Consider the following 26,678-nt stretch of genomic DNA (forward strand, 5'->3'; position numbering starts at 1 on the left):
ATGAACCTTTTCTAGTTGATTTCTTACTGATCAACCGTGTAGGGAGAATTGTCTTTTCTTACAATTTCTCACGCGCAGCTTTAGCAGCTTCTACAAGGCGGATCAAGCTTTCTTTAGTTTCTGGGATACCACGTGTTTTCAAACCACAGTCAGGGTTGATCCATACTTTCTTGCTTGGAACTTTCGCAAGGATGGCTTCGATGGTGTGGTCGATTTCGCCTTCATTAGGCACACGAGGAGAGTGGATATCGTAAACTCCAGGACCCACTTCTGTCTGGAAGTTTTGAGCTTTGAGTTCGTCCAAGATTTCAAGGTTTGAACGGCTAGCTTCAAATGAGATAACATCCGCATCCATGTTGTCGATAGCTTTGATGATATCTGTGAATTCTGAGTAACACATGTGAGTGTGGATTTGAGTATCTGGCGCTACTGTTGAGTGTACCAAGCGGAATGCTGGAATAGCCCAGTCAAGGTAGTCTTCGTACCAGTCGCTACGACGGAGTGGCAATTTCTCACGAAGAGCAGCCTCGTCGATTTGGATAATCTTCACGCCTGCAGCTTCAAGGTCAAGAACTTCATCCTTGATTGCAAGAGCGATTTGAAGAGTAGAATCCTTGATAGAGATGTCTTCACGTGGGAATGACCAGTTAAGGATGGTAACAGGTCCAGTCAACATACCTTTAACAGGTTTGTCAGTACGGCTTTGTGCGTAGCTAGACCATTTCACAGTGATTGGGTTGAGACGAGTGACATCGCCCCAGATGATTGGTGGTTTAACCCCACGCATACCGTATGATTGTACCCAACCATTCTTAGAGAAGAGGTAACCTGACAAGTTTTGACCGAAGTACTCAACCATGTCATTACGCTCGAATTCACCGTGTACAAGAACGTCAAATCCAACTTCTTCTTGCCATTTAATCCATTCGTCGATTTGCTCTGCCAAGAACTTGTCATAGTCTTCTGCTGACAACTCACCCTTACGGAAGGCCAAACGTTTAGCACGAACTTCCTTAGTTTGAGGGAATGAACCGATGGTTGTTGTTGGAAGAGCTGGAAGTTTGAAGGCATCTTCTTGGATAGCTTCACGTTCAGCAAAGGCTGGCAAACGAGTGTAATCTGCGTCAGTCAATCCAGCGATACGAGCACGAAGTTCCGCATTTTCACCAACACGTTCAGTCGCAAAGAGTTCTTTGTTAGCTGCAAGAGCCTCTGCACCTTGACCATTGCGGATAGCATCCAAGTCACGGATCTCATCCAATTTTTCAACTGCAAATGCAAAGTGGTTCAAGATAGCTGGTTCAAATTCTTCGTTGGCAGTTGTAAATGGCACATGAAGAAGTGAGCATGAGCTAGTCAAGACGATGTTTTCAGCTGGGATTTGCTCAAGAACAGCCAAGCTCTTTTCGTAGTTGTTGCGCCAGATGTTTTTACCATTGACAATACCTGCATAAAGAGTCTTGTCAGCTGGGAAGCCACCTTTAACGAGTTCAAGAGTTTTCTTACCTTCAACGAAGTCAAGACCGATGGCATCTACTGGCAATTTCACAAGGTCAGCGTAAACGTCACGAACGTCACCGAAGTATGTTTGAAGCAAGACTTCAAGACCTTTTTTGTCAGCCAAAAGCTTGTTGTAGAGGTTCAAGAAGAGAGCTTTTTCTTCAGCAGTCAAATCTTTAACTAGAGCAGCTTCGTCCAATTGGATACGAGTCGCACCAAGTTCAGCCAATTTTGCAAATACTTCTTGGTAAGCAGCTACAAAGCTATCTACGAAGTCTTCTGCTTTTACGCCTTCTTCAAAGTCTGACAATTGAAGGAAAGTGAATGGACCTACAAGGACTGGACGAGTGTTAAGGCCAAGTTCTTTTGCTTCTTGGAACTCATCAAAGATTTTGTGACCTGCAAGTTTCACTTGAGTGTCTTTTTCAAATTTAGGAACGATATAGTGGTAGTTAGTGTTGAACCATTTCTTCATCGGAAGGGCACGAACATCCCCTTTTTCTCCTTGGTAACCACGTCCCAAAGCAAAGTAACGTTCAAGATCAGATAAGTCCAAGTTTTGTACTGATGCAGGAACTACGTTGAAAAGGAAAGCAGCATCAAGGAAGTTGTCATAGTGAGAAAAGTCATTTGATGGGATTTCAGTGATGCCTTTTTCTTTGACAATGTTCCAGTGTTTAGCACGCAATTCTTTTGCTGCTGCCAATAGTTCTTCTTCTGAGATTTCTTTTCTAAAGTATTTTTCAGTTGTAAATTTTAATTCGCGGAATTCACCCAAACGTGGGAATCCGATAATAGTAGTTGACATGTTTTGTCCTCCAAAAATTGTTGTTGAAACTATCTTAACAGAAAAGAATCTGTCTGTATAATTGTAAAAAATTAGGCTTTGATATAGTTTGAAACTATATCACGATTTGAAGTAGCAAAAAAAGATTTGAAGAAATTCCCCCAAATCCTTTGATAGATATAGATTAGTAACCTTTCCAGGTTGCTAGTTCTTCGCAAAAAAATAGTGAATTGAAAGCTACCTATGGCTTGTTATTAGAAAAGACTATAGGTTGATTCCCTTGTCACGGAGATTTGCCAGACACTCCTCATAGTAGGCATGGTCATGCTCACTATAGATAGGACTTTTCAGCTTTTCCTCTGCTAAGTCTTGATAAGGAGGGCAGGTCTTGCCGCGATAGTTCTTATCCAGCCACTCTGGATTGACATTGTAGCCACGGCTAGCCATCTCCTCCATGATCAATTGATGATAGGCATAGATATGATAGGGCGAGTGGGTAAAGACATAGTCCACCGTCGCATGCTTTCTGCCCCAGCCATTGCCACGAAGGGCGCAGCACTCTCGATGTTGCCCCAAGAGCTGAGGACGGGGAAGTTGTGAAATCAAAGCCTCATGCCAAAGTCTCATGGGAGTCTCCTTTCAGCAAGGTAGAATGTTGCAGATATGCATTTGGGTATCGTTCAAGCAAATCTCTCGTCTGAGCAATCAAGTCCTCCTTGGAAGCTTGACCAAAGCGATAGCGATCCAGCAAGAGCATATAGTCCTTGCGCTCGTCAAGGCTGGCTTGTTTTTTAAAATAGCCCCAAATATGCTGAAAAGCGTTGCAAACCTGACCCCTGTGTTCTGGAATCTGGCAGGCACGATCAATCATCTCCTGAACCTGACTCACATCCACCTCTTCATTCTTGAGATACTGACGAATCTCATTGTAAATATTGCTAGAATGACTCAAAACGAGGTATTTGTTTCTCGCCCAGAGTTGCTGACAAAGGGCACGTTGGTTGTTGTTATTCATATGTAACATTATACCATGATTGAGGCAAAAAATACCTTTTCTATTTCAAAGCACTTTTGACCTTCTTCTTAGTGATGATGCGGTCGTGTTTGTTGGCTAGGGATTTGAGTCTGGCTTCGAGCAGGATTTTTCGGCCTGCTTCGTTGCGGGTGTAGACGAGTTGGTAGTTGCCTATGTGTGGTGCGACGGCATTTTGGAAGAACTGGGCATCTTCCTTGCGTTTTTCAAAGAGGCTTGGGACTACGAAATACTTGGATTGGCCGGCTGGTGCTTTTTGAGCGACTAAGAGGTAGCGTTGATTGTCCACAGGGGCAAAGAATTCTCCTATAACCTTCGAAAAGAGCTCCTTGTCTCGCATACTGCCACCTTTTAGATAGGCAAAGACGTTAAAGCTGTCCTTGTCCTCATCGACCTGCACGCGCGACTGATCATCAGACAAATGCCCTGCAGTCACCATGACCTTGCGAATAGCTTCACCGATCTGGCGCAAGCGTTTATAAGGACTCTTGTAGCTGTAATAGCGAAAGGCTGTGATGGCTAGGAAGAGGACACAAAGAGCTGTCAACCATGGCAAGGCAAAGAAGGTTAGTCGAACGACATAAGCTAGGAGACTAATGGCAAATACCATCAGAGCGTAGCGAAGCCACTTTTCAGCATCCGCTAGGGCAAGCAGAGGGATTCGTTTGCTGTCAGTCGCAACTTCATTGACAATCTCAATCTTGTCAGCAACAATGAGAGATTCCTGCCATTTTTTACGAAGAGAGGCGCGATCCTTGGATAGTTCCATGATCTTCTCGTTATAGTCTTCGAGTTTCTTTTTCTTAAATGGGAACTCAGGAAAGTTTAAGCGGTACAAACCTGTTTCAATGGTATCTTCCTTATAGGACAAGCCAAGGAAATGGTCCATACGACGGGCAAGGGTTTGTAAGTCCTGATATGGATTGAGGTCTAGTTCTTCTTGGTCCTCCTTAGAAAAGGCTGGATTTTTGTAAGGTTTGATGGCTACTAGGTGCCAGATGTTGCTGGTCTTATCTGGATGTCCTGGCCAGATACGGATGGCACGACCCCGCATCTGATTACTAAGCATAAAGCTTCCGACAAAACTTCCGAGGATGAGAGAGTTGACGCAAGGCGCATCCCATCCTTCTCCCAAGAGAGACTTGGTTCCGACCAAGACCTGGATAGAACCACGTTGGAAGAGCTCGGTCACTGCTGCGACCATCCCCTTAAAGCTGGATGGAAATCCTACTTGGAGATAGGACTCTTGGTCGAGTTTTCCAATGGCAGAGAAGCTTAAGCTAGTGTTTGGAATGAGTGCTTCGAGTTCTGCCTTGACACTGGCAGGTATGATCACGACACTACCAGAAAGGACTGCTATTGGGACAGACAAGCCTTGCTTTTGTGCACTTCTGCGAATGGTTTCAAAGTAAGGGAGGACACCTAATTGCGTGATTGGTGCTTGGTCATCTCCCAGATAAGTGGCAAAGTCCTTACGGATATAGTCCGCCAAGACTAACTGTCTCAAGTCCTTTCCTAGACTGGCATACTCGGTTTCAAAGATAGATGCAATCCCAGCTAGTTTTCCTAGAGATTGGTTGAGGATTTGGTCATTGGCCTTGGATTTGACCAAGAAAACCTGACGTTTTTCAATCAGCCCTCTTGATTTCAGTTCTGCTTCTATCTTTTTCTTTGTCTCCTGCGGATCCTCATACCAGTCAGGAGTCTGATAGAGGAGGCCTTGCAAGAGAACTTCTAACCAATAGTAATTAAGGGAAGGCAAGCCTTCAGCACCTAATAAATCTCGTAGATACTTGGGGATTTCCAGCTTTTGAGCCTGTAGATAAATGAGGAGTGCTGAGAGATATTTGGGATCTTCAAGGAGCATATCTGCAGAAATTTCCCCTTTGAGAACCTTGGAACTCTTAATCAACTCTTGGAAGTAAGGATCAACGACTAGTTGGCTGACATACTGCCACTTGGTGTCTTCAAACTCTTCCAAGCGCTTGTCCTCTTCCTTAGTCGGAAAACAGATATAGACAAAGTCCTGATGAGGGCAAAAAGTGTCTTCCTTGACCAGTTCTGGCACTGTGATTTCTTGGTCAATCTCGCCACACATCTGGAGATAGCGATCCCAGAGTTCTGGTTCACTGTCATAAGGCGGTGTCGCAGTGAGAGAGATGACTTGCAGTTGCTGGTAGTTTTTACGGAAGTCTTCTAAGCTTTTCCACCATTCATTTCTCAAGTGATGGCATTCGTCCAGACAGAGGGTTTCGACACCCCTTTCTTTGAGTCTGGCAAGCAGGTCAAAGCCTACAAAATCCTCAACCACGCCGTTATCTTCTTGAGATTGCATCTGTTGCATAGCACTGTGAAAGGCTTGGTAGGTGGCAATGGTGATTTGCTTCATGTCCTTAAGATTTTGAGACACGAGGCTTGTGACCTGGTTCTCATCCTCTAAAAAGGCCTGTCGAATCCTATCCACCCATTGTTCCCGGATGGTCACTGTCGGTACTAAAACGAGAGCAGGCTTATCAAAGCGAGCAATCAATTCGATTCCAATAGTTGTTTTCCCTGAACCTGGCGCTGCCACCAAGTGGACATGACCATCTGCTTGGTATTCTTGGAAGTTGTCCAATACCTGTTTTTGGTAGTTGCGCCAAGTACCATTAAACTTTAATCCTAACATGATTTTCCTCATTCTAAGCTGTCATTTTCTTATTCCCATTTTACCATACTTGAGGCGAAGTCACACGAAGTATCCCATCTAGTCTTTCTCCTCAAAATATGGTATAGTAGATTTATACTATTTAAGAGGAGTCTACATGTCATCCGATAAACAAATGAAGGCTATTTCTCCCCTTCTGCAGCAAGTCATCCATTTTTCATCCATAGTGGGTGGAGTTGGTACGATTATCTTTTGTATTTGGGCCTATCAGGCGGGGATCTTACAATCAAAAGAAACCCTCTCTGAATTTATCCAACAGGCAGGTGTCTGGGGGCCTCCACTCTTTATCTTTTTACAGATTTTACAGACAGTTGTTCCCATTATCCCAGGTGCTCTGACATCCGTTGCGGGTGTTTTCATCTATGGGCATATCGTGGGTACTATCTATAACTACATTGGTATCGTCATTGGTTGTGCTATTATCTTTTACCTAGTAAGGCTCTATGGTGCGCCTTTTGTCCAATCAGTCGTCAGCAAACGAACCTATGACAAGTATATCGGTTGGTTAGATAAGGGCAATCGCTTTGACCGTTTCTTTATCTTTATGATGATTTGGCCAGTTAGTCCTGCAGATTTTCTCTGTATGCTGGCTGCCCTGACCAAGATGAGCTTCAAACGCTATATGACTATCATCATCTTGACAAAGCCTTTTACCTTAGTTGTTTATACCTATGGTTTGACCTATATCATCGATATTTTTTGGCAGATGCTGTCTAATAAATAAAAAAACTCAAGGAACTTACATCCTTGAGTTTTTTGTTAAACTTCTTTTTTCAATAAAATAGAAACAATGACTGATGTTGCAATCATCCATGCTCCTAGGATAATAAAGGTCATCCGACCATCCATAGTCACCAAGCCAATCCCTGAAAGAACAAAGGGTGTTAATGATGCTCCAAAAGAACATCCCAAAACAGCAAATGAAGTTGCTTTATTGAGGAGTTTTGCAGGAATTCGCTCAGATATCAACTGAAAGACTGTCGTCAGAGCGATGCTATAGGCAAATCCTCCCAGGGTAGAACCTGCAACCACCACCCAGAGTGATGAGGAAAGAGCAATGATGATTTGCCCTATCCCAAAAGTGACACCAGCGACCAATAGAAGTCTTTCCTTGAAGGTCGAGATCAGGAAAGAAAAGCTGATTCCAGCTAGAATCCCAATCAACTGCATGGCACTAAGTACCAAACTGGACAACTGAGCATCTCCAAACCCTGCCTCAATCATAAGACTAGGGATGCGGAAGGTAATGGCCGTATTGGTACATACAATCACTGCGGCTGCAATAGCAAGGAAGAAAATGAGCTTTTTCATAGAAGCAGTCAATCTTACTGCTTCTTCTGTCTGATGCTTGGACTCATGAATTTCTTCCTTGTTGTAAGGGACAAAGAGAAGAAAGAGCACCAAGACTACCAAGCCTGCGGCATAGGCCAAGAAACTAGCTGTCCAGCCATATGCTAAGAGTTGACCAACTGCTAAGGTTAAGATGGATGCTCCTACGACTTCTGCAGACCCACGAAAACCAAGCATTTGGATACGAGTTTTCCCGTGATAGCGTTCACTGATAATTGAAATAGCCTTGGCATTGAGCATCCCTACACCGATCCCAAAAAGTAGGCGAGTCGCAAAGACAAAATAGTAACCCTGATACCAGAAAGGTGCAGTCCCGCTAATCGATAAAATTAAGAGACCAAGGGTCAATTGGAGACGTTCAGGAAAGATTCGCTCCAAAACTCCATTCAGCAAAAGCATAGCCATAATCCCGAAGGAAGGTAAGCTAACTAAGAGCTCAACTTGACCTGTCGAATAGTCCTGATAATAGTCAAACATAGCTGGCAGAGCACTTGAGATTGAAAACGATGTGATCAATACTAGTGACAGGGAGAGTATACTCAGCTTTTCCAAAAATTGTTTCATCTTATCCTCATTTTTCTTGATTTAGCCTAAAAGGTACTTTCCTATCATACACTGTTTCCCCAAAATTGGCAAGCGACTAACTATAGAGATAAAAAGAAAAAGCAGGGCAATCAGACTAAGCTAAGCCTCGAGTGCATCCCACTTTTTGGTATTTTTTAAAATTAAATTTGCCTTAGATTTTCAAGAATCGGCGCATTGAAATCCCTGATCCAAGTGATCCGATACAAATACCGATAACAAACAAAAGACCGATCATAACTGGATTAAAGATGTCGGGTGTAATCAATGATAGGTTTTGACCAACCAATGACGGGTTAACAGATTGGAAGACTTTATTATAGATAAAGTAAACCAAAATTGATGGAAGAGCTGCTCCCAACAATCCGATAAAGGCACCTTCCAGCAAGAACGGGCCACGGATGTAGCTATTTTTAGCACCAACCAATCGCATAATCTGAATTTCACGGCTACGTGAAATGATAGTGATACGGATGGTATTTGAAATCAAGAAGACTGCGATAAAGATTAAGAGTCCTGCAATAACCAAGCCCCAAACACGTATAAATGAAGCCAACTTGAAGAGACGTTCTGTATTGGCACCACCGTCTTGGACCTCAGAAACACCTTCAATCTTTTTAGCATCTTCAGCTACTTTCTTAACATCACTTGGTGAATTGGTATCTACGATATAGGCATCGTGAAGGGGATTGGCATCTCCTTCAAAGACTTTCCACTCTTCACCCATGGTTTCAGTCAACTTGTCATACTGTTCTTCCTTACTTGAGAAAGTGACATTCTTAACTGCTGACATAGACTTGAGGGCGTTATAGACCTTGTGGTAGTTATTATTGGTAACTGTTTGGCCTTCTTTTACAATAGTTTCACTATTATCCTCAACATCCTTACGGATATACACCATTACACGGACGTTGTTTTCAATATCAGTTGCTAATTTTGCAGTGTTAAAGATAACTGAAGCAAAGATTGCAACCAAGGTCAAGGTGATCATTACTGAACTAATGGCAGCAATGGTCATCCACCCATTACGCTTTAAACTCTTTAAAGACTCAAATAGGTGACGGAAAAATCTACTAATCATCGTATCCGTACTCTCCTTTCGCTTCATCACGTACCACGCGACCATTTTCGATGGCAATAACGCGGTGGCGCAAGGTATTTACGATTTGGCTGTTGTGGGTCGCCATCAATACTGTTGTCCCTTGAAGGTTGATTCTTTCCAAGAGATTCATGATTTCCCACGAGTTATCTGGGTCCAAGTTCCCTGTTGGTTCATCGGCAATCAAGACCTTAGGATTGTTTACGATAGCACGGGCAATGGCGATACGCTGTTGCTCACCACCTGATAATTCATTAGGGAAGGAACGTACCTTGTGCTTCAATCCAACTAGATCCAAGACTTCCATAACACGTTTTTTGATATTACGACGTCTTTCACCAACTACCTCCATTGCGTAGGCAATGTTCTCATAAACAGTTTTCTTTGGTAACAGTTTGTAGTCCTGAAAGACCACTCCTACGTTTCTACGTAGCATTGGAACATCTTTCTTTTTAATTTTAACAAGGTTATAGCCAGCAACTTGCAAGCTCCCGTTGTCGATTTTTACCTCACGATACAAGGCACGGATAAAGGTTGATTTTCCGGCACCTGAAGGTCCTACGATGTAGGCAAACTCTCCTGCATCGATACTTACAGTGACGCCACGTAGGGCAGTTGTCCCGTTGTCGTATTTTTTGACAACATCTCTCATTTCAATGATTGACATGTGACTTCCTTTCTATTAACTAATACGCCATTTTAGATAGGCATCGATGAAACCGTCTAGGTCTCCATCCATCACCTTATCTACTTGCGCAACTTCAAAGCTAGTACGATGGTCTTTGACCATAGTATAAGGGGTAAATACATAGGAGCGAATTTGGCTTCCCCATGTAATTTCTTTTTTCTCTCCCTTAAGTGAGTCTACCTCAGCAGCTTTCTTTTCTTGCTCCATTTGGTAGAGTTTAGCTTGAAGCATCTTCATAGCACGGTCTCGGTTTCCGTACTGAGTACGGTCAACAGTTGATGCTACGACAATTCCTGTCGGAATATGAGTCAAACGTACACCGGTCGAAACCTTGTTGACGTTCTGTCCACCTGCTCCACCTGAACGGAAAGTATCCATCTTGATATCATCTTCTCGGATATCTACTTCGATGGTATCATCCAATTCTGGCATGACTTCTACAGAAGTAAAAGAGGTGTGGCGACGTTTGGCTGAGTCAAATGGTGAGATACGCACCAAACGGTGAACTCCCATCTCTGACTTGAGGAGGCCATAAGCATTTGGCCCTTCGAATGATAGGGTCACTGATTTGATTCCCGCTTCATCACCTGCTTGGTAATCCAAAATCTCAACCTTGAATCCCTTGGCATTTCCATAGCGAGTATACATCCGAAGGAGCATATCGCCCCAATCCTGAGCCTCTGTTCCTCCAGATCCTGGGTGAATCTCAAGGATAGCATTATTATGGTCATAAGGCTCAGACAAAAGAAGGGTCATCTCGTAGCTGGTCATCATTTGGTCCAAAGTCCCCAGCTGCTCGATTAACTCCTCACGGACAGATTCATCCTCTGCCAAAAAGTCTAGTAAGATTTCAACTTCATCCTGCAATTCTTCCATCTTGTGGAATGTATTATAGGTGTTTTTTAGTTCGTTTAATTCTTGCGACGTTTTTTGGGCCGCGATATTATCGTTCCAAAAATCAGGTTCAGTCATTTTGTTTTCCAAAATGGCAATATCTTCTTCTAACCTTTCGAGGTCAAAGAGACCCCCTAAAAGAAGCTAATTTTTCACGATTGGCGTCAATTTTCTGACGAATTTCTGAAATGTCCATAAATACTCCTTTTTGTATCTTTTTATTATACCATAAGTTCTCTTATTTATCTAATCTGCTTTTTGAAAATTTCTAAATACAAGTTTTGAATGCCTAGTAAAAGCCTTGGTATTACTAGTAAAATAAGAAAATCTCATAAGGTCTTTCTCATGAGATTTAGAGATTTTATACTTATTTTTACAAGTTAACCGTCAAAACTTGTCCGTCTTTTACGACTTGCTCACCAGCGATATAGACGTCGTCAACATCACTGGATTTGACGGCATAAACTAGGTGAGATAGCATGTTTTCTTGAGGTTGAAGATGGATTTTGCCTTGGGGTTGGATGACTAGGAAATCAGCTTGCTTGCCTACTTCTAGACTACCAATTTCAGCTTCCATTCCCAACACCTTAGCACCCTCGATTGTCAGTGCCTTGAGGGCGGTTTCGATTGGAAATTGGCTGGCATCACCACTCTTCATCTTCTGTAAGAGTGCTGCCGTCCTGCCGTCCTCAAACAAATCCAGGTTATTGTTTGAAGCAACTGAGTCCGTCGCAATACCGACTGGCACCCCTGCTTGTTGAAGTTGGACGACTGGTGCAATCCCTGAGGCTAATTTAAGGTTGCTGATAGGATTGTGGGCGATAGCAACTTGTGAATTTGCTAAGCGGATAATCTCTGCTTCATTTAACTCCACACCATGGGCAAAGACAGCTTTATGGTCTAAATAGCCAAGCTCATCTAGAAAGGCTAATGGGCGTTTACCATAGCGTTTCAGGATAATTCCTGACTCTTCCTGGGTTTCTGCCACGTGGATATGAAGAGGAATGTTTTCTTCTTTTGCTAGCTTAAGACTTGCCTCTAGCAAATCTCGACTACAACTGTAGGGCGAATGAGGGGCCACCATCACCTTGAAATTTGGGTCTTGGTAGCCTTTGATTGTCTCGATAACAGCTCGAGTTCTGGCTATAGTTTCAGCCGTCGTCTCCACATCTGAAGAAAAGAGGGTTGGAGAAAAATAGCAACGCATCTTGGATGCCTTGACTGCCTCATAAATCTCAGCTATATCCACTCCATTAGGATTGTACATATCATTGAAAGTTGTCGTTCCTGACTGGAGCATCTCTGTTAGCGCCTCTTTGACGGCCTTTGTAGTCATCTCTGGTGTGAATTCTGCTTCTGCTGGCCATATATAGTCCTCTAGCCATTCGTGGAGATTGCTATCATCACGAATGCCCCTCAAGCCTGTCATGGCAGAGTGAGTATGACAGTTAACCAAACCAGGCATAATCCAGGCACCCTGATAGTCTATGATTTGATCTGCTTGTTTAAGAATCTCTTGATTTTCCTGACCGACATAGACGATTTGGGATTCTTTGACAGCCAAAATCCCATCCAAATAGACGTGGAAATCTTGGTCACAAGTCACGATATTTACATGCTGAAAGACTTTCATCCCTAGGTTCCTTTTCTATATAAGTATTCATACTGGATAATTTTTCTAGCTATTGTAACAAAAAAGTCACCCGAAGGCAACTTTTCTTGTTTGTTCATTGGCATTATAATGGCTTTCCCATTTATTCTGGGCTAAAAGCTGCTACTTGCTGCATTTGATAGTATTTGCCTTTTCTCGTCATGAGTTCCTCATGATTGCCATATTCAACAATATCTCCATCGACCAAGACAAGAATCAAATCAGCATCTTGAATGGTCGATAAACGGTGGGCAATGATAAAGCTTGTCCGTCCTTTCATGAGTTTAGCAAAGGCATCTTGAACCAGCACCTCCGTCCGAGTATCGATGGATGAAGTCGCCTCGTCTAAGATCAGAATCTTAGGAATGGCTAGAAAGACACGTGCGATGGTCAAGAGCTGAGCCTGACCGACAGATAGAGATTCACCTGCATTCTCAAGCTTGGTATCATAGCCCTGTGGCAATTGTTGGATAAAGAAATCTGCGTTAGCTGCCTTGGCTGCTGCAATGACCTGCTCTCGGCTAGCATCAGGATTGCCAAAGGTAATATTGTCATGAATGGTTCCCTGCTTGAGCCAAGTTTCTTGAAGTACCATCCCAAACTGCTGTCGAAGGGATGCTCTAGTATAGTCGTAAATAGAATGACCGTCTAGCAAAATAGCTCCTGAGTTAATCGGGTAAAAACGCATGAGGAGATTGATAAGGGTTGACTTCCCAGCACCCGTTGGTCCAACGATAGCAACCTTACTACCAGCTGGAATATCAATAGACAGATCCTTAATCAAGATCTTTTCAGGATTGTAACCAAAAGAAACATGTTTAAAGGAAATAGCTCCCTTGACTTGGTCGCTTTTCAATTCTTTAAGACCAGTTTCTGTAACCTCTGGACTTGTTAGAACAGCATAAACACGTTCTGCACAAGCTAAGGCGCTTTGCAACTCGGCTAAGACTGATGAAATATCGTTAAAAGGCTTGGTGTACTGCTGTACATAGTTCAAAAAGGTCACTAAACGCCCAACCGTCAAAGAAGAACCCGCCATGATGCGTAAAGCTCCAACACCAGCAAGTAGGACATAAATAAGGGAATTGACAAATCGTGTCGAAGGATTGACTGTTGATGAATAAAAGATAGCCGACTGAGAATAACCTGCGTAGTTGTCATTTGCCTCATGAAGTCTCTCGATAAATTCTTCCTGAGCATTGAAGGACTGGATAATATTCTGTTGGGTGAGCGATTCTTCTATCAGCTGAGTCTGAATCCCCCTAGTCTCTGTCTGCTTTTGAAAGAGATGGTAGGATTTCTTAGCGATAAAGCGTGAAATGACCATAGATAGAGGTGTTAAGAGCAGAACCAAGAGAGTCATCAATAGATGGATTTGGAGCATAGCAAGGATGTTGACCAAAATCATCAAAACTCCTATGAAAAATTGGTTAAAAATCATATTCAGACCCGCTGCCAACTGCTCGATATCTGTCGTTACACGGCTGACCATTTCTCCACTCCCCTGTCTATCTACAAGGGCAATCGGAAGACGATGGAGCTTTTCAATGATTTTTTCGCGCAAATCTCTGGTATAGGAGAAAATTAGTCGATTATAGAGGAGAGGATTTGCCCATTGTACCAGCGTATTCCCAATGACCACCAAAATCATCTGGAGGATAATCTGCCAAAATACCTGGGATGAACCATCGACTAGGACTTGGTCAATCACCTGTCCTATCAAGATTGGCAGATAGATTGATAAGGCCACTTGAGCGATGGTTCCTAAGAAAGCCAGGAAAAGAAGGACGGGATGGCCAGCTAAATCTTTTGCTAATCGTTTAAGGGTTTGACTTGCATGTTTGCCTTTCATTCTAGTCCTCCTTTCCATGTTGAGATGCATTGATTTCACGATAGACTTGGCTAGTCTCCATCAATTCCTCATGATTTCCAAGTGCTAATTGCTCCCCTTTCTCTAAAAGAAAAATTTGATCTGCAATCTTCAAGGTTGAAGTTCGTTGGGAAATCAAGATTAAGCTGGTGTTTGGTATCTTATCTTGAACAGCCTTCAGAAGATTGGACTCAGTAATGGTATCAAGAGCCGAAGTCGCATCATCCAAGATGAGGAATGGTGCTCGACGCAAGACTGCCCGGGCAATCGATAAACGTTGCTTTTGCCCACCGGAGAAATTACGGCCTCCTGCTTGAACCTCTGCATCCAGCTGGCCTTCCTTGTCACTGACAAAATCCTTGGCCTGGGCAATTTCTAAAGCCTGCCAGAGTTCTTGGTCGGAGACTGTTTCTTCCATACCCAGAGTCAAGTTAGAACGAATGGTTCCCTTAAAGAGTTCAACTTTTTGAGAAACATAAGCCATCCAGGACCGCCATTCAGAAAGATTGCGAGGACTACGTCCATCTCAATCAAGGATACTAAAATTATCACTTAAAAAACAAAAAAACCACAAGCATAAGCCTGTGGTTTCTGTTTGTATAATTAACTTGAAATTCTTTCTGTTATATTTTATTTTTCTGCTTTAGCCTGAGCCAATGTAATCAGTCCATCAGGCTCTACCTCAAACTCAGGCTTGTCAGCAAGTGACCCGTCATCCTTGAGATAGTACCAGCCAGTTCCATCTGCTGATTTAACAAAGGCATTAGATACCATTGATCCTTTTTGATAGTCTAAGAAATACCATGTTTCCTTATATTTGACCCATCCTGTGACCATAGCGCCCTGATTATCAAAATAGTACCAGCTATTATCAATCAATACCCATCCAGTGGCCATAGCGCCATTTGGTAATAAATAGTACCAGTTAGTGTCTGAGTGTTTATGCCATGTGTTAGCTTTCATGTAGCCATTGCTATCAAAGAAATACCAGACATCATCAATAACTTGCCATTTATTAGTAGGATATGTGCCATCTTCATTGACATACCACCACCCCGTACTATTATTGTGCCATCCAGCCTCTGCTTTGGCCTCTCCTAGCATTTCCTGAACGGTTGATCCTAGACTTTGATAGTGCTTGATTTTAGCAATGACATAATCTCTAAGACTATCATTATAGCCACCGTGCAAAGCTAAAGAACGTGCAGGGCATGAGGTGCTTGAAAATTCATTGTGGAATTTGATGTTTGAATAGTTCGGAGTATCACCATAATAGGTCATATCCTCAGCCATCTGTCTCAAGACCATGTTTTCATTTTCAATAAATTCAGCGTCTGAGGCATTATATTGCTGACAAACTTCATAGCTGATAGAGTTCATGTTAGCGTCATAGTTAGCAGCTGACCAGGTGCCACTGTATGTATTTTCAACTCTTGCAATAGTGTCACGGTTAATGTAATAGTGAGCAAATCCTAGAGCTGACTGACCGTTATTATATCGTGAGCGTAACCAACTCACATAACTCTCAGGGGTCATGGAGCCAGCGTCATTGTGCAGAATATAGTATTTTGGCTTATGTGTAGGTCTTGCCCCAGCAATTCCATTAAATACATTAGTATTGATAATTTCTACCATTTAAAATTTCCTTTCATGTTATGGGAGAGTTGTTGGCCATGGTTCACTAGTTAAGTACGAGATAGAACTTACACGGATGTCCCCAATGTCTCTATCGGTAGGTACAGGGTCAGTAAATTGGAAGCGTAGCATGTTACTGTCTCCGTACCCTCCAAGATACCATGTACCGTATGGTGTGCCTTTATCGTTGTAAATACCACCAATTAAAGATGACTCTGAACGAAAGCCATAAGGAACTCCACTCAACCCTAAAATATAGCAGTTTCTTTCCTTGTCGCTTCCTTGTGGACTATATCCAGCACCACCTCTACGAACGACACCGAACCATCCCCAAGAAAGTCCACCGAATTGATACATGACTGTATCGTTTTTTCTTCGCACTTTCAAAAATGAAGAACCTAGTTTCGACTGAATATTCAAAGTTCGCCAACCAGTATCACCAGTTAGCACCTCCCATCCTTGATTGTCAGTGCCTCGTCTTTTAATCCATTTCAAAGCGCCATTTGTGGCTACTGTGTCCACATAGGTAGTTCCTACTGGTGCTACAACCTTACCATTAGGCATGCCTTGACCGTGGATTTCATACTCATTGACTTGTCCACTTGTATTAGCTGGAGCGCTTGGCAAGACAACACTGCCACCACCACCAGACAAACTAAGAGTGGTACCGTTAAGATTGAGCCTTTGAGGTTCTTTTTGTTCAATGAGAGAAAGTCTTTGCTTGACTCCACTGTCATTATACGGCTGAGGGATTTCTGATTTTTTAGCATACTCATCTAAATTTTGATGTTGAGTAAGGTAGCCCTTACCAGCTAGAGCCTCCTCAGTCACAAATTTTGAGGTATCTACCTCTTTTTTGTTTTCAAGAGTCTCAACTCGTTTCTTGAGCTCGGTATCATTGTAGGGGTCAGGTAGCTCTGAGTGTTTAACGTAGTCATCCAAGCTCTGATGTTGAGTCAAGTACCCTTTGCCATCTAATTCTGACTTAGTGACTAAATCGCTAGTGTCCACACCTGGCTTATTCTCTAAGGCCACTACACGCTCTACAAGTGGCTTGTCATCATAGATGGTGTCATTGTCAGGCTTGGCCTTTAAAGCCTTGATGTCGTCCAAAATACTGACCACATCACTCTGATTAGCCTTACTTGCAAGCTCAGCTCTTAGCTCACTATCATCATAAGCTGCGCCTGGAGTGTTATTTTTAGGTAGCAAGCTCTCAAGCTCATCCTTTGTCACAATGTTATTGACATCTATGACACGCTTTGTCTGCGACTCCATAACAGGTGCCTGAGTAGCCTTGTCAATCTCACTAACTTTCACATGGAAAGAGAAAGCATATACATCAGCTGATTTTTTAACCTTTTCAAAATAGATGTACCCTACTACTGTCTCACTTGCAATTATCAAAGAATTGTCAAATTTGACTGTAAAACTATTGCCCTCTGTGGTAGCCTCTACCTCTTTATAGCGATTGGTGCCCTTAAAATGAAAGAGACAGATGACTTTCTCAGCTGTCAACTCATTAATAGTAAAGTGAAATTCAGCTATCTCTTTATCTTTACTGTAGAGCTCATGCTGGAGCTTATCAATTCCCCTGATATTGCTTGTCAGCTCTATCTTTTTGCTGATAATTTTTTCCAATTTTTGCCCTCCTTTCTAATAAAAAAGAGAGCCTAGTAGGCTCTCTATGTTTAATCTTTGCTAGGCTCTGTATATGTCATAGCTCTTGAGCTGTCTGACAAACCTGCTGTAGTAGGGTCAGGCACAATATTTAGAGCGCTCACGATTGAGAGCCCAATAAGGTAGGGATTGCCTAAGAATTTCAAAAACAATTCATAAACCCCAGCCCAGCTAGTCAAATCCTCAAATTTTAACCCAAAATAGGTCAAAATAGGTAGGATGATAGCAAGTAATAAACGAATAACAAACGCTCTATTATTAAAACGTACTAGCCAGTTAATTTTCATGTTTTAACTCCTCACTTCTAAAATGTTGTATTTTTGGTAAAGGCTATCTATATAGCCGTTACCACCTAAATTTTTATAGCTCTTGTGCATTTTGTGGATCACATCAGACTCATGTACTGTAGTATATCCACGGTTAATAGCTGTGGTCATGTCTCTCTCTAGTCTTAAATACATAGTGACTAGATGAGCCTCATCATGTACCAGCAATTTTTTATTGACATCTAAAAGCATTTCATTATTTGAGTGCCCTAGGTCTTGCACAGTCTCTACTGTATGTTGAATAGTGCCTAACTCGTTTTTGAGTTCATTAAATTGCTGCTTATTCAAATTGGCTGACTTGCTTGCTGTAAGCCCAAACCATCCAGTAGCAATAACACCAACAGTAGGGGCTAGATGTGCTATTAAATCTGATATAGTCACGCTTGCCCCCCTTTCTTATTGTGGCACTGCCTCAGTATTTAGTTCTGTGCTTGTTGTTGGAGTATTTTCTTTTGGTGGTTCCCATTTCCAAATGCCTAACTTACCATTTCTCTCAAGGTCTGCTAGTTCTTTTACTGTCTGACCTTGATAAGTAAACGGCTCATTCACTTGCACCATGACACGCTTGCCCTCTTGGAATTGCTCACCGTGTTCAGGGTTTTCAATCGTGAAAATATCGTGAGGTTGATAGACTTTTCCAACTTCGCCAAGGTCTACCAATTCAAGACCACGCTTGAATACTGTAGGGTCTAGTGGGTTGTCCACATCTGTCACTCTTGCAAGTACAGCCCAGTTAGCAATGGCTTTGACAGCGTTAATAGCGTTGTCTTTCTCCTCAAGTTTCTTATCATAAGTTCGCTCTTGGATTTTTAATTCCTCTTGTAGCTGTTTGACACCCTCAGCAGGGTTAAACTCTGTGGCTACCAATCCAAGCACAGCCTCAATCAACGCACTATCAGACTCATTTGTACGGTCTCCACTCAATACACGGTCAAAGGCTGTGTAGGGTGCCTCTTGACGGATAGCCACAAAAGTTCTATTACTATCTTGCAAATATTTGCTAATTACTTTAAATTCCATAAATATTATCCTTTCTCAATTTGTCTTGCTTTTACTTCCTCATAGAGGTTTTTGAGTTGCTCATCAGATTGTAAAATCTTATTCATTCCCTCAAAACCTAACTTGATATTTTCTAAGTTCCTCAACGCCTCATCACGCTCATCTTTAACTTGTTGTAATTCAGCTAGTGCCTCATCACGCTCAGCTTTGTCATACGCTCCATTTACAGTCTTATTAGCTAACTCAATAGCTAACTGATTGATAACATTATCTACTGTGCTCATTTATTCCTCTTTCTACATGTTTATATGATACAAGCTAGGATACCCTAGTTTATTTTGCTCAAACCAGTTTTTGATTTGTTGAAAATTATAATGGATATTATTAAATTTACCTACTAAAGATTGGCCTCTGACAATAATATCTTGTGTTTGGGTATCTATGGTCACTTGTCCCAATCCATTTTGTCCACTTAATCTAAAATCCATTGTTTGGCCATAAAATGTGATAGCTGAGGCCGTCCTGCCACCTGAGCGACCATTCCATATTTGAATACCTGCTGACGTGCTATCCATTTTTATCAATCCATTTCTATTACTTAAAAGCGCTGTATATGAGCCATCTATATCCCCAATAGTACCAGCGCCAAAAACTAGGTATTGTAACGGACGGTTAGGAAATTGATTTTTAATACCTACACCGTAGTTATTCATCTCTAGCCATCCACTTTGTAAATCAAAATTTGATTTACCATTTAATGAGGATATTACACCACCATTTATGAGATTAGCTGAGAGCTTGCCTGATGTGATATTACTAGCGTTTAGATTGACCACATTGACTAAATTAGCGTCTAGCCTACCTGTTCGGATTTTGCCAGCGTCTAACTCATCTATCATGGCATTCTTGATAGTCCCATTAGCAATAAATGTAGTGTCAGGTGTGACTACTAGCTTGTTTTTACCGACTTGCAAACTAGCCCCACCTGTTGCTACATTCAAAGCACTCAATACATCACCATTACTGTTAAGGGTCTTGAATGCAAAACTATCCTTTAAGATTGACATTGTAGTCCTAGTGTATTCACTGTTGTAGTCTGTGTTGTCCACAAACTCCTCAGGTATTAAACGCCTGTCAATAATCATAGGTTTATGAATGACGATATTACCAGGGCTTGTAAGAGTAAACCTAAGGCTGTACTCATTAAGCTCTCCAGTATAAGGAATGTCTAAATAGCCAGTAAAAACCTGATTACCAGTTTCATTAAGCAAAATTTGAGAGTTATAATACATTCCTAAACCTGTAGTATTGTCTAGTAATTGTATTAAAACTTTGCCATTCTTTGGCACCTTATCTACTAAAATTTCAATACGATAACCAAGACCCTCACCTTTATTTACAAATTTCTTCGTGAGAGGGAACCGAACCCCTAGCCACCCAGACATAGAGTCAGTGTAGTTAATTCTAATTCCGTCATGGTCACCAAAACTAACACGTTCTAAATGCTTATCAGTATCAACTGATGAGATGAATTTTGGGATTTTTGTTGGTGCATAAAATAAATTAGTTAGATTACTAAATCTCTTACCTACCTCAACATTAAATAAGTCTGATGTTAAGGCCATCCTTGCTATATTAGTGCTGATATTTGAGTCATCTCTGCCTAAGATACGCTCATAGAGTTTAGCTGTCTCTCTAACTTCCTGAAAGTCAGTAAGAGATACCTTACCATTCAAGTCAGTCCTCAAATTAGCAATTAAGTTAGTGGTCTCTGTGGCTGTTTGATTAACCTTATTTAGAGCCTGTACTGCCTTACCGTCAATTTGAGTGGCCTGAGTTCTCAAAATAGACAAATTACGCTCATTGTCTTGCCTGTATAGTGATAACTCTTGACCTGTTGAGTCAGAGGCGTTTTTAGCCTCTTGAGCAAGTCTCTTAGAGGCCTCAGCTAATTCTTGAGTAGCATTTGACTTTTTAAGAAAATCAGAAACTGTCTGATCATGCTTAGCCTCAATCCCAGCCATTTTAGTATTGACTGCCTCAAATTGTTTATCTACCTCTTTCTTAACACGGTCAACATCCTCAGTGTCAAGCCGTTTCTCCCACATGCTACCATTCCAAATATACATACGTTGATACTGGCCATTCTTTTCAAACCATGTATCACCTATTTTGTGCTCAACATTTTTGGCTGGTGTTTCATGCCAAATCTTATTACCTGTGCCACTGATGAGATATTGAGGTAGAGTGCTCTCAATAGAGGCTTGCCGTTCCTCAACTACTGATAGACGGTCAGCAATTCCTGCAGTCATGCTAGATGACAGTGACTGTCCGATAGTTCCTAGCGTTATCTCCTCATTAGAGTCAGTGTAGACATCATAGACCACCTTGACTACTTTCTCAGTGGTTGTAGTAATGTCAAATTGTGGATAGTAGAGAGGGATGATGTCACAGAGCTCAACTTCCTCCATCACTCCAAAATCTTGATAGTCCAAAGTATGTGATAAATCTACATAAGAGACCTCTGTAGATATTTTAGGAGCTCCAATGTTGTTAGTTTTGATGTAAGACTGACCTAGTGATCTCAATTTCTCAGCCGTTGGAGGGTGCTTGTCATCAAATTTGCTTGAGAAATCTACCAGAGATATTCTTCTCTGAGCGTATAATCTCAAATAAGGACTATCTAGGATGTGCTCAGGCAATGTGACTAAGACCTCATGTGACTCCTCACTTGACCCATTGCTGGATGGCGTATAACGTGCAAATGGGTAGATAGAGGTATAATTACCGTCTAGGAGGCTCTCCTCCTCTACACTGAGCAGATTACGCCCGTACTCTAGCACGGTTGGAGCTTTACGCCCCATCTGCTGATGGAGAATGATGAGGTTATTATCAAACTCATATTCACCACCAAAGACATCAAGGATGGAACCTGAAACACCACCTAGAGCCTTTCTGGCACTTCCTACCTTATCCACTTCCCATGAAATACTACCTAGAGTCTTGATGTCTGAGCTAACATCAAATACATCATCACCTACCAGGCTCTCTTTCCAAAGTCTAAGAGCTGCCTCAGCATTAACATTTGAGGCTCTTACAATAGGTTTCAGGGCAATGTCTGAGGTTCTCATGGAGATATGACGGGCATAAATTTCAATATGTTCACTACTATCCTTGACTATACGGTTAATCTCAAAGGTTTGCCATTTGGTTCTCTTTCCAGCGTCTGACTTGATTTTCATCTCCACTTTAAACACAGAGGCAAAATGGCCATTCACTGGATATTTGATATATAAGTCATAATTACCATTTCTTTCTCTGGTAACAGTGACCTTATAAGCGTCTGAAATCTCACCAAGCCCAAATGTTCTAAATGAGCGTTCATCAGCTCTATATAATACTGGGTTCATAGTTTAACCCCCCAATTTGGCACGGCTGTCATGGTAAAATTACCAGTCCATGAAATCCTATTGTTTCCAACATCAAAAAGAGGCATTCTGTGCTTGCCGTTCCTTGTGATTTTATCCCAGGCTGACAGATTGCCACTATATACTAGATGTTTTTGCATATCTATTATGAGCTCATTTTGGACGCTCTCAAGTGATAACTGGTAGCCGTTGATGGTCAAAATACCATTACCATTACCTCTAATCTTAATTAGTGGCTTAGATTGTACGTTCCCAAGATTTTTAAGTGTCATCCCGTTTGTCAAAGGGATTTCATTGCGTCCAGTTTTTAAGAATTTGATAGGGTGAATTAAAAAGTCTAATTTCACCTCACCAAAATTCCTAAGTAATTCCTTAACGTTAAATGACTCAATAAAAGTAGCAAGATAGATATAATCAGGATCCCATGAGAGCTCCAACTCTTTCCATCCCTTGACATTGAGCCAGTCACTTATAGCTACCTCTGATGTAGATAATCTCTCAACCGTGCTGATTTTCATAGGAAACTCACGCTTGACAGGTTTAAGCCTTTGATTATCTTTCAAAAGCACCCCATCACGACCTGGCACCTCAATAGTCTCAACATCATAGGAGGTAGAGCTAAACTCAATATCATTTATAATTTTTAACCCAAAATCACTAGATTTCTTGCCATCAAATTTAATAAATGTGCTCATTAAGCACCTCCTAATCGTTCCTGTTCTCTATTTGTGTACCATGCCATCTCTTTCATGAGACGTTGTATGTCACGTTTCTCACTCTCATCTACCTTGTTACCCTGGTAGTTAAAAGTATACTGGTTGTTAATTTCTGCATTAGAGCCTGACTCAGCTTTTTCAGCTTTAACCTGAGAGGCTCCTAGAGTCATTTTTAATGACTGGCTTAATGTGTTGTTGCCAAGTCCAAGCAAGTCCTCAGCACCAAATTTAAAGGCTGACATCTCTTTTTGGACATAGGCCAAGCTATCAGTAACATCTGAGGTATTTTTTTCAATACCTACAGCAATACCTTGAGCAATGTAGCGCCCTACATTATCTCTAAACAGTCTTGATGGTGAGTGTATCCTAGCCTTAGCTCTTGCAGCTCTTTCAGCTTGAGCGACAAGGGCATTAGCTGCAGCTGTTACAGTCCATAAAGCAGAATAGAGACCATTTGCTAGACCTTGGCCAATCATTGAGCCTACGTATTGCATGGTAGATACACCTCTCATCCCTGCTGATTGGATTGAGTTGACCATTGATGACATTGCTGATGTAGCTGAGCCAATTCCTGAGCGTATTCCGTTTGTAATACCGGTTGAAACTCCACGCCCTGCCTGTTGACCAGCTTGAGTCATTTGACTTGCTGATTGTCTTACCACGTTTGTCATCTGTTGCATGCTTGAGCTCATTTGTGAGACAGCTTGTGTCATTGCTGATCTAATTACTGAATTAAGCTGAGACATAGCTGACACAGCAGAGCTAGAGATGTTAGCAAAACTAGAGGCCACTGTAGGGGCTGATGTCGCTAATTGCATGATAGATGTGTTAGCTGTCATGGCTGAGGCTGAAATAGCTGAGAATAGGCTAGGAATTGTGCCTAGCACCCCACCTAGTGAGCTGATAACTCCAGTCACTGCAGAAAATCCTGATGTCATTGCTGATGTAGCTGACATAGTAGCCACTAAGGCACTTGATAAACCAACAAGGGCACTTTGTAAGACAGCAATGCCTGAAACAGCACCAGACAAGCCACTAAATGAGGCCACTGCTGATGTAGCAAATGTGCTCATGGCTGTTCCTGCAGCTGTCAAAGCGCTTGGTAATTGGTTAATACTTGTGCTTAATGTACTCAATGCTGTTGGTAGGCCTTGCATAGCTACGCTTGCCACTTGTGCTGATGTAGCAATCATCATTAGGCCTGTTCCTGCTTGTTGCAATCCTGATCCTGCTGTAGCGATACCTGAGTTAGCAATAGCTGCCAAACCTACGGCTGTTGCTCCCAAAGTTCCAACTAAATCCCCTAGATTAAGGTCTACTAGCATTTTTATACCTTGCGCCATCAACTTCACGCCTGCTCCAGCATTTTTAGCAGCATTACCCATGCTCTCAAAAATACCAGCAACACCATCAAGCACACTCCTAATAACTGAGCCAAATGACTCTACTACGCCCTTAGCGCTATCCAGGATAGACTTAACTTGCTCACCAAAGGTCTTAATCAAATTGGTCAAACTATCAATAATAGGGCTAATTTGATTGACAAGGTTATTAAATGACTCAATAAGTGACTGGATAATAGGAGCTGTTGATGTTACCATCTCATTAATCGCTGGCACAAATGGAGCGACTGCTTGGACGATTTGGACAACTGCCTCAGTGACAATACTAACTACTTGGACAAAAGTATCTGAAATAATCCCAACTATAGGGGTTATGGCTGTAGCTACCTGAGCAATGCCTGAGCTGATAGATGTTACTACCTGGCTAATAGCTGAGCCTAGTGCTGTGATCACTGGCGCTAACCCACTAAATGAGCTGATGATAGAGCTGATTGCTGCTCCCACAGCTAAAACAAGTGGGGTCAACATAGCAAATGATGAGGCTACGGTAGGGAGTACAGGTGCTACAATTACAAGAGCTTGAGCTAATCCTTGTATAGCCATGTTAAGGATAGTACCTATGGCTGTACCTACGCTGACCACCACATCACCGATAGCTTGTAGGATAGTTGCTAGACCTTGGCCTTGAGTTCCCATCAGAGCAAATGCTGCTCCTAGAGCTAAAATTGGCACGGCTAATGCCACAATAGTCACAGGGTTGACCATAGCCAGAGCCTGACCAATTCCACGAAAAGCAGAGCCTATACCCTCGCCAATTCCTTTAGCCATTGTAGCTACACTCTCTCCTAAACTACGGATGACTGCAACAATTTGTGAACCTATTGAGGTGACTGTTGATGTGGTGCCACTTAGTGCTGATGTAGCGTTACTCTTAAACAACCCAAAAGGATTGAATGATTTTAAAAAGTTAAACGCTTTGAAAGCAACAAGTGCCCCACCAATACCTACTACTAAGCCTCTCCAAATATCTCCACTAATTGACTGAGATAATTTTGAAATCCAGCTAATGACTAATGAAATAGCGTTTACTACATGGCCTGCTGCAGCTCCTATAATATCCCAAGGGATGATGTCACCTAATTTTTCGGCAAGGTCTAAAGCTGCAGCTGTGAAATCCTTGAAAGCACTATAAGCATTCTTAATAGCTCCAGTGTTAGCAAATGCCTCAAGAGCAAATTGAACGCCTGCAGCTAATTCTTGGATGACTACATTTACCAAAATCACCCCATTAGCGATACCCTCAACAACATTACTAAATCCATTGCTGTCACTGGTCAACTCCTCAAAAAGAGATTGTACTGTGACCACAATATCTCTGATTGAGTCTGAGATGTAATCAAATACGCCAGCTTTATTAAAAATAGCAAAGAAATTTGAGACCATTTGGCCTGCTTGAGCAAATCCATTTGATAAGCCTGAGATAAAACCATCTACATCAATGCTATCCAGTAAGCTCCCTAATTTATCGGCTAAACTATCAAAATTGATTTTGTCCAAAGCGTCTGAAACTGCGTTGACTGCCTTGATACCAAATTGATTGAGTTTGTCAAAGGCTGGCATGAGCTTATTAGAGAGGCTTTCTTTTGCCCCGTCTATAGCTTGGTCAACCGTTTTAAATTCTGTGGCCATTTTTTGGAAAGCGTCTGAGTTCCCTGCTTTGTTCATAGCGTCAAAGAAATCCTCAGTCTTAACTTTCCCATCTTGCACAGCTTTTACAAGGTCAGCCGTAGACATTCCCATCTCTTTTGCTACTGCAGCCATCCCAGCAGGTGCTTGCTCCATCATGATCTTAAAGTCCATCCAAGCCACTTTTGGCTTACTTGCCATCTGTGTTGCCTGAGTTGACAATGATTTCATGGCTTGAGCTGGGTTCTCTGCTGAGGCGGCAAGTCCACCAAAGGCCTTAACTAAGCTACCTACATTTTTAGTACCTACAGCGTCAAGCTGTGAGTAAGTATTAGCCATGTCAGAGGCTGAGTAGATGGTCTTGGTTGCAAAATCTTGCATTTCAGTTTTTGCTGCCTTGATTTCCTCAGATGAGCGCCCGAATGCTTGGAGGTTCCCCTCAAATGTTTTCCAGGCTTTTTGTGAGCTATTGAGCTCAGAGGCCATTTCACGGATACCCCCAGTAACTGCACTGACCCCAGCTGATAAGGCTGAGCCAATCAAATTAGCTCCCAATACAGACTTAAACACAGAGCCTACTTTTTGCCCTGTACTCTCAAGGCCTCCAAAAAGAGATTTGAGCTTGCTTACTCCAGCTTGAGCACCTGAGCCATCCATGTCAACCTTGATAGTTACTGAACCATCTGCCATTTATTCCCTCCTTT

20 protein-coding genes and 1 pseudogene are annotated in these 26,678 nt (G+C 42.1%); 1 reads left to right on the forward strand and 20 read right to left on the reverse strand.

All coding sequences use genetic code 11. The features are described from left to right. Positions 1 to 58 precede the first annotated feature (58 nt). The 4 genes from metE to BQ2679_RS09485 all read right to left on the reverse strand — a co-directional run bounded on the left by metE (position 59) and on the right by BQ2679_RS09485 (position 5,988). Entirely contained in the window at positions 59 to 2,308 is a 2,250-nt protein-coding gene (gene metE, locus BQ2679_RS09470) for a 5-methyltetrahydropteroyltriglutamate--homocysteine S-methyltransferase (protein WP_075567925.1), read from the reverse strand. Positions 2,309 to 2,551: 243 nt separating this feature from the next. Further along, on the reverse strand, positions 2,552 to 2,914 hold the full coding sequence (locus BQ2679_RS09475; protein WP_075567926.1) for a TIGR02328 family protein: 363 nt from the start codon (positions 2,912 to 2,914) through the stop codon (positions 2,552 to 2,554). Next, positions 2,898 to 3,302 carry a YbgA family protein gene (locus BQ2679_RS09480; RefSeq protein ID WP_075567927.1) on the reverse strand — a complete coding sequence of 135 codons (405 nt, stop codon included), beginning with the start codon at positions 3,300 to 3,302 and terminating at the stop codon, positions 2,898 to 2,900. The genes BQ2679_RS09475 and BQ2679_RS09480 overlap by 17 nt, the downstream gene beginning before the upstream one ends. Before the next feature lie 40 nt (positions 3,303 to 3,342). Continuing rightward, positions 3,343 to 5,988, reverse strand: a complete 2,646-nt coding sequence (locus BQ2679_RS09485) for a DEAD/DEAH box helicase family protein (RefSeq protein WP_075567928.1) — start codon at positions 5,986 to 5,988, stop codon at positions 3,343 to 3,345. 136 nt (positions 5,989 to 6,124) lie between these two features. Between BQ2679_RS09485 and BQ2679_RS09490 the strand changes: the two genes are divergently transcribed. Next, a complete protein-coding gene (locus BQ2679_RS09490) occupies positions 6,125 to 6,751 on the forward strand; it encodes a TVP38/TMEM64 family protein (protein ID WP_075567929.1) in 627 nt (208 codons plus the stop codon). Between the two features lie 35 nt (positions 6,752 to 6,786). On the opposite strand, the gene BQ2679_RS09495 is transcribed toward BQ2679_RS09490, so the two are convergent. From BQ2679_RS09495 to BQ2679_RS09575, 16 genes and pseudogenes are all read right to left on the reverse strand, one after another. Further along, positions 6,787 to 7,941, reverse strand: coding sequence for an MFS transporter (locus BQ2679_RS09495; protein WP_075567930.1), 1,155 nt, complete (start codon positions 7,939 to 7,941; stop codon positions 6,787 to 6,789). A 172-nt stretch (positions 7,942 to 8,113) separates the two neighbouring features. Beyond that, positions 8,114 to 9,040: a permease-like cell division protein FtsX gene (gene ftsX, locus BQ2679_RS09500; RefSeq protein ID WP_075567931.1), complete on the reverse strand. Its 927-nt coding sequence runs from the start codon at positions 9,038 to 9,040 to the stop codon at positions 8,114 to 8,116. Then, entirely contained in the window at positions 9,033 to 9,725 is a 693-nt protein-coding gene (ftsE, locus tag BQ2679_RS09505) for a cell division ATP-binding protein FtsE (RefSeq protein ID WP_075567932.1), read from the reverse strand. Before ftsE ends, ftsX begins: the two co-directional genes overlap by 8 nt. 15 nt (positions 9,726 to 9,740) lie before the next feature. Further along, positions 9,741 to 10,836 (reverse strand): peptide chain release factor 2 gene (gene prfB, locus BQ2679_RS09510; RefSeq protein WP_142324070.1). Its coding sequence is split into 2 segments (ribosomal slippage): positions 9,741 to 10,763 and positions 10,765 to 10,836, totalling 1,095 coding nucleotides; the frame shifts between segments, so codons are not numbered across the junction. A 177-nt stretch (positions 10,837 to 11,013) separates the two neighbouring features. Beyond that, positions 11,014 to 12,273 carry a TRZ/ATZ family protein gene (locus tag BQ2679_RS09520; protein WP_075567934.1) on the reverse strand — a complete coding sequence of 420 codons (1,260 nt, stop codon included), beginning with the start codon at positions 12,271 to 12,273 and terminating at the stop codon, positions 11,014 to 11,016. Between the two features lie 121 nt (positions 12,274 to 12,394). Then, complete coding sequence (locus BQ2679_RS09525; protein ID WP_075567935.1) at positions 12,395 to 14,143, reverse strand: ABC transporter ATP-binding protein; 1,749 nt, start codon at positions 14,141 to 14,143, stop codon at positions 12,395 to 12,397. Between the two features lies 1 nt (position 14,144). Continuing rightward, a pseudogene (locus BQ2679_RS09530) lies at positions 14,145 to 14,687 on the reverse strand (ATP-binding cassette domain-containing protein); the annotation flags it as partial. Between the two features lie 104 nt (positions 14,688 to 14,791). Then, positions 14,792 to 15,796 (reverse strand): N-acetylmuramoyl-L-alanine amidase, encoded by a 1,005-nt coding sequence (locus BQ2679_RS09535; protein WP_075567936.1) that lies wholly within the window; start codon positions 15,794 to 15,796, stop codon positions 14,792 to 14,794. An 18-nt stretch (positions 15,797 to 15,814) separates the two neighbouring features. Next, positions 15,815 to 17,437, reverse strand: a complete 1,623-nt coding sequence (locus BQ2679_RS10905; RefSeq protein ID WP_075567937.1) for a collagen-like protein — start codon at positions 17,435 to 17,437, stop codon at positions 15,815 to 15,817. A gap of 50 nt (positions 17,438 to 17,487) precedes the next feature. Next, positions 17,488 to 17,763, reverse strand: coding sequence for a phage holin (locus tag BQ2679_RS09545; RefSeq protein WP_075567938.1), 276 nt, complete (start codon positions 17,761 to 17,763; stop codon positions 17,488 to 17,490). Between the two features lie 3 nt (positions 17,764 to 17,766). Then, positions 17,767 to 18,183, reverse strand: a complete 417-nt coding sequence (locus BQ2679_RS09550) for a hypothetical protein (RefSeq protein ID WP_075567939.1) — start codon at positions 18,181 to 18,183, stop codon at positions 17,767 to 17,769. Between the two features lie 15 nt (positions 18,184 to 18,198). Then, positions 18,199 to 18,822, reverse strand: coding sequence for a hypothetical protein (locus BQ2679_RS09555; RefSeq protein ID WP_075567940.1), 624 nt, complete (start codon positions 18,820 to 18,822; stop codon positions 18,199 to 18,201). A gap of 5 nt (positions 18,823 to 18,827) precedes the next feature. Then, complete coding sequence (locus BQ2679_RS09560; RefSeq protein WP_075567941.1) at positions 18,828 to 19,085, reverse strand: hypothetical protein; 258 nt, start codon at positions 19,083 to 19,085, stop codon at positions 18,828 to 18,830. Between the two features lie 12 nt (positions 19,086 to 19,097). After that, positions 19,098 to 22,211: a phage tail spike protein gene (locus BQ2679_RS09565; protein ID WP_075567942.1), complete on the reverse strand. Its 3,114-nt coding sequence runs from the start codon at positions 22,209 to 22,211 to the stop codon at positions 19,098 to 19,100. Then, on the reverse strand, positions 22,208 to 22,924 hold the full coding sequence (locus BQ2679_RS09570) for a distal tail protein Dit (protein WP_075567943.1): 717 nt from the start codon (positions 22,922 to 22,924) through the stop codon (positions 22,208 to 22,210). Before BQ2679_RS09570 ends, BQ2679_RS09565 begins: the two co-directional genes overlap by 4 nt. Further along, positions 22,924 to 26,664 carry a tape measure protein gene (locus BQ2679_RS09575; RefSeq protein ID WP_075567944.1) on the reverse strand — a complete coding sequence of 1,247 codons (3,741 nt, stop codon included), beginning with the start codon at positions 26,662 to 26,664 and terminating at the stop codon, positions 22,924 to 22,926. The genes BQ2679_RS09570 and BQ2679_RS09575 overlap by 1 nt, the downstream gene beginning before the upstream one ends. Positions 26,665 to 26,678: the final 14 nt, after the last annotated feature.

The organism is Streptococcus timonensis (genome assembly GCF_900095845.1).
In the GTDB taxonomy this organism is placed as follows: Bacteria; Bacillota; Bacilli; order Lactobacillales; family Streptococcaceae; genus Streptococcus; species Streptococcus timonensis.

What these genes read in the sequence shown, in the direction of transcription:
- metE (WP_075567925.1), bottom strand. Translation starts at nt 2,308, where the DNA reads ATGTCAACTACTATTATCGGATTCCCACGTTTGGGTGAATTCCGCGAA.
- BQ2679_RS09475 (WP_075567926.1), bottom strand. Translation starts at nt 2,914, where the DNA reads ATGAGACTTTGGCATGAGGCTTTGATTTCACAACTTCCCCGTCCTCAG.
- BQ2679_RS09480 (WP_075567927.1), bottom strand. Translation starts at nt 3,302, where the DNA reads ATGAATAACAACAACCAACGTGCCCTTTGTCAGCAACTCTGGGCGAGA.
- BQ2679_RS09485 (WP_075567928.1), bottom strand. Translation starts at nt 5,988, where the DNA reads ATGTTAGGATTAAAGTTTAATGGTACTTGGCGCAACTACCAAAAACAG.
- BQ2679_RS09490 (WP_075567929.1), top strand. Translation starts at nt 6,125, where the DNA reads ATGTCATCCGATAAACAAATGAAGGCTATTTCTCCCCTTCTGCAGCAA.
- BQ2679_RS09495 (WP_075567930.1), bottom strand. Translation starts at nt 7,941, where the DNA reads ATGAAACAATTTTTGGAAAAGCTGAGTATACTCTCCCTGTCACTAGTA.
- ftsX (WP_075567931.1), bottom strand. Translation starts at nt 9,040, where the DNA reads ATGATTAGTAGATTTTTCCGTCACCTATTTGAGTCTTTAAAGAGTTTA.
- ftsE (WP_075567932.1), bottom strand. Translation starts at nt 9,725, where the DNA reads ATGTCAATCATTGAAATGAGAGATGTTGTCAAAAAATACGACAACGGG.
- BQ2679_RS09520 (WP_075567934.1), bottom strand. Translation starts at nt 12,273, where the DNA reads ATGAAAGTCTTTCAGCATGTAAATATCGTGACTTGTGACCAAGATTTC.
- BQ2679_RS09525 (WP_075567935.1), bottom strand. Translation starts at nt 14,143, where the DNA reads ATGAAAGGCAAACATGCAAGTCAAACCCTTAAACGATTAGCAAAAGAT.
- BQ2679_RS09535 (WP_075567936.1), bottom strand. Translation starts at nt 15,796, where the DNA reads ATGGTAGAAATTATCAATACTAATGTATTTAATGGAATTGCTGGGGCA.
- BQ2679_RS09545 (WP_075567938.1), bottom strand. Translation starts at nt 17,763, where the DNA reads ATGAAAATTAACTGGCTAGTACGTTTTAATAATAGAGCGTTTGTTATT.
- BQ2679_RS09555 (WP_075567940.1), bottom strand. Translation starts at nt 18,822, where the DNA reads ATGGAATTTAAAGTAATTAGCAAATATTTGCAAGATAGTAATAGAACT.
- BQ2679_RS09560 (WP_075567941.1), bottom strand. Translation starts at nt 19,085, where the DNA reads ATGAGCACAGTAGATAATGTTATCAATCAGTTAGCTATTGAGTTAGCT.
- BQ2679_RS09565 (WP_075567942.1), bottom strand. Translation starts at nt 22,211, where the DNA reads ATGAACCCAGTATTATATAGAGCTGATGAACGCTCATTTAGAACATTT.
- BQ2679_RS09570 (WP_075567943.1), bottom strand. Translation starts at nt 22,924, where the DNA reads ATGAGCACATTTATTAAATTTGATGGCAAGAAATCTAGTGATTTTGGG.
- BQ2679_RS09575 (WP_075567944.1), bottom strand. Translation starts at nt 26,664, where the DNA reads ATGGCAGATGGTTCAGTAACTATCAAGGTTGACATGGATGGCTCAGGT.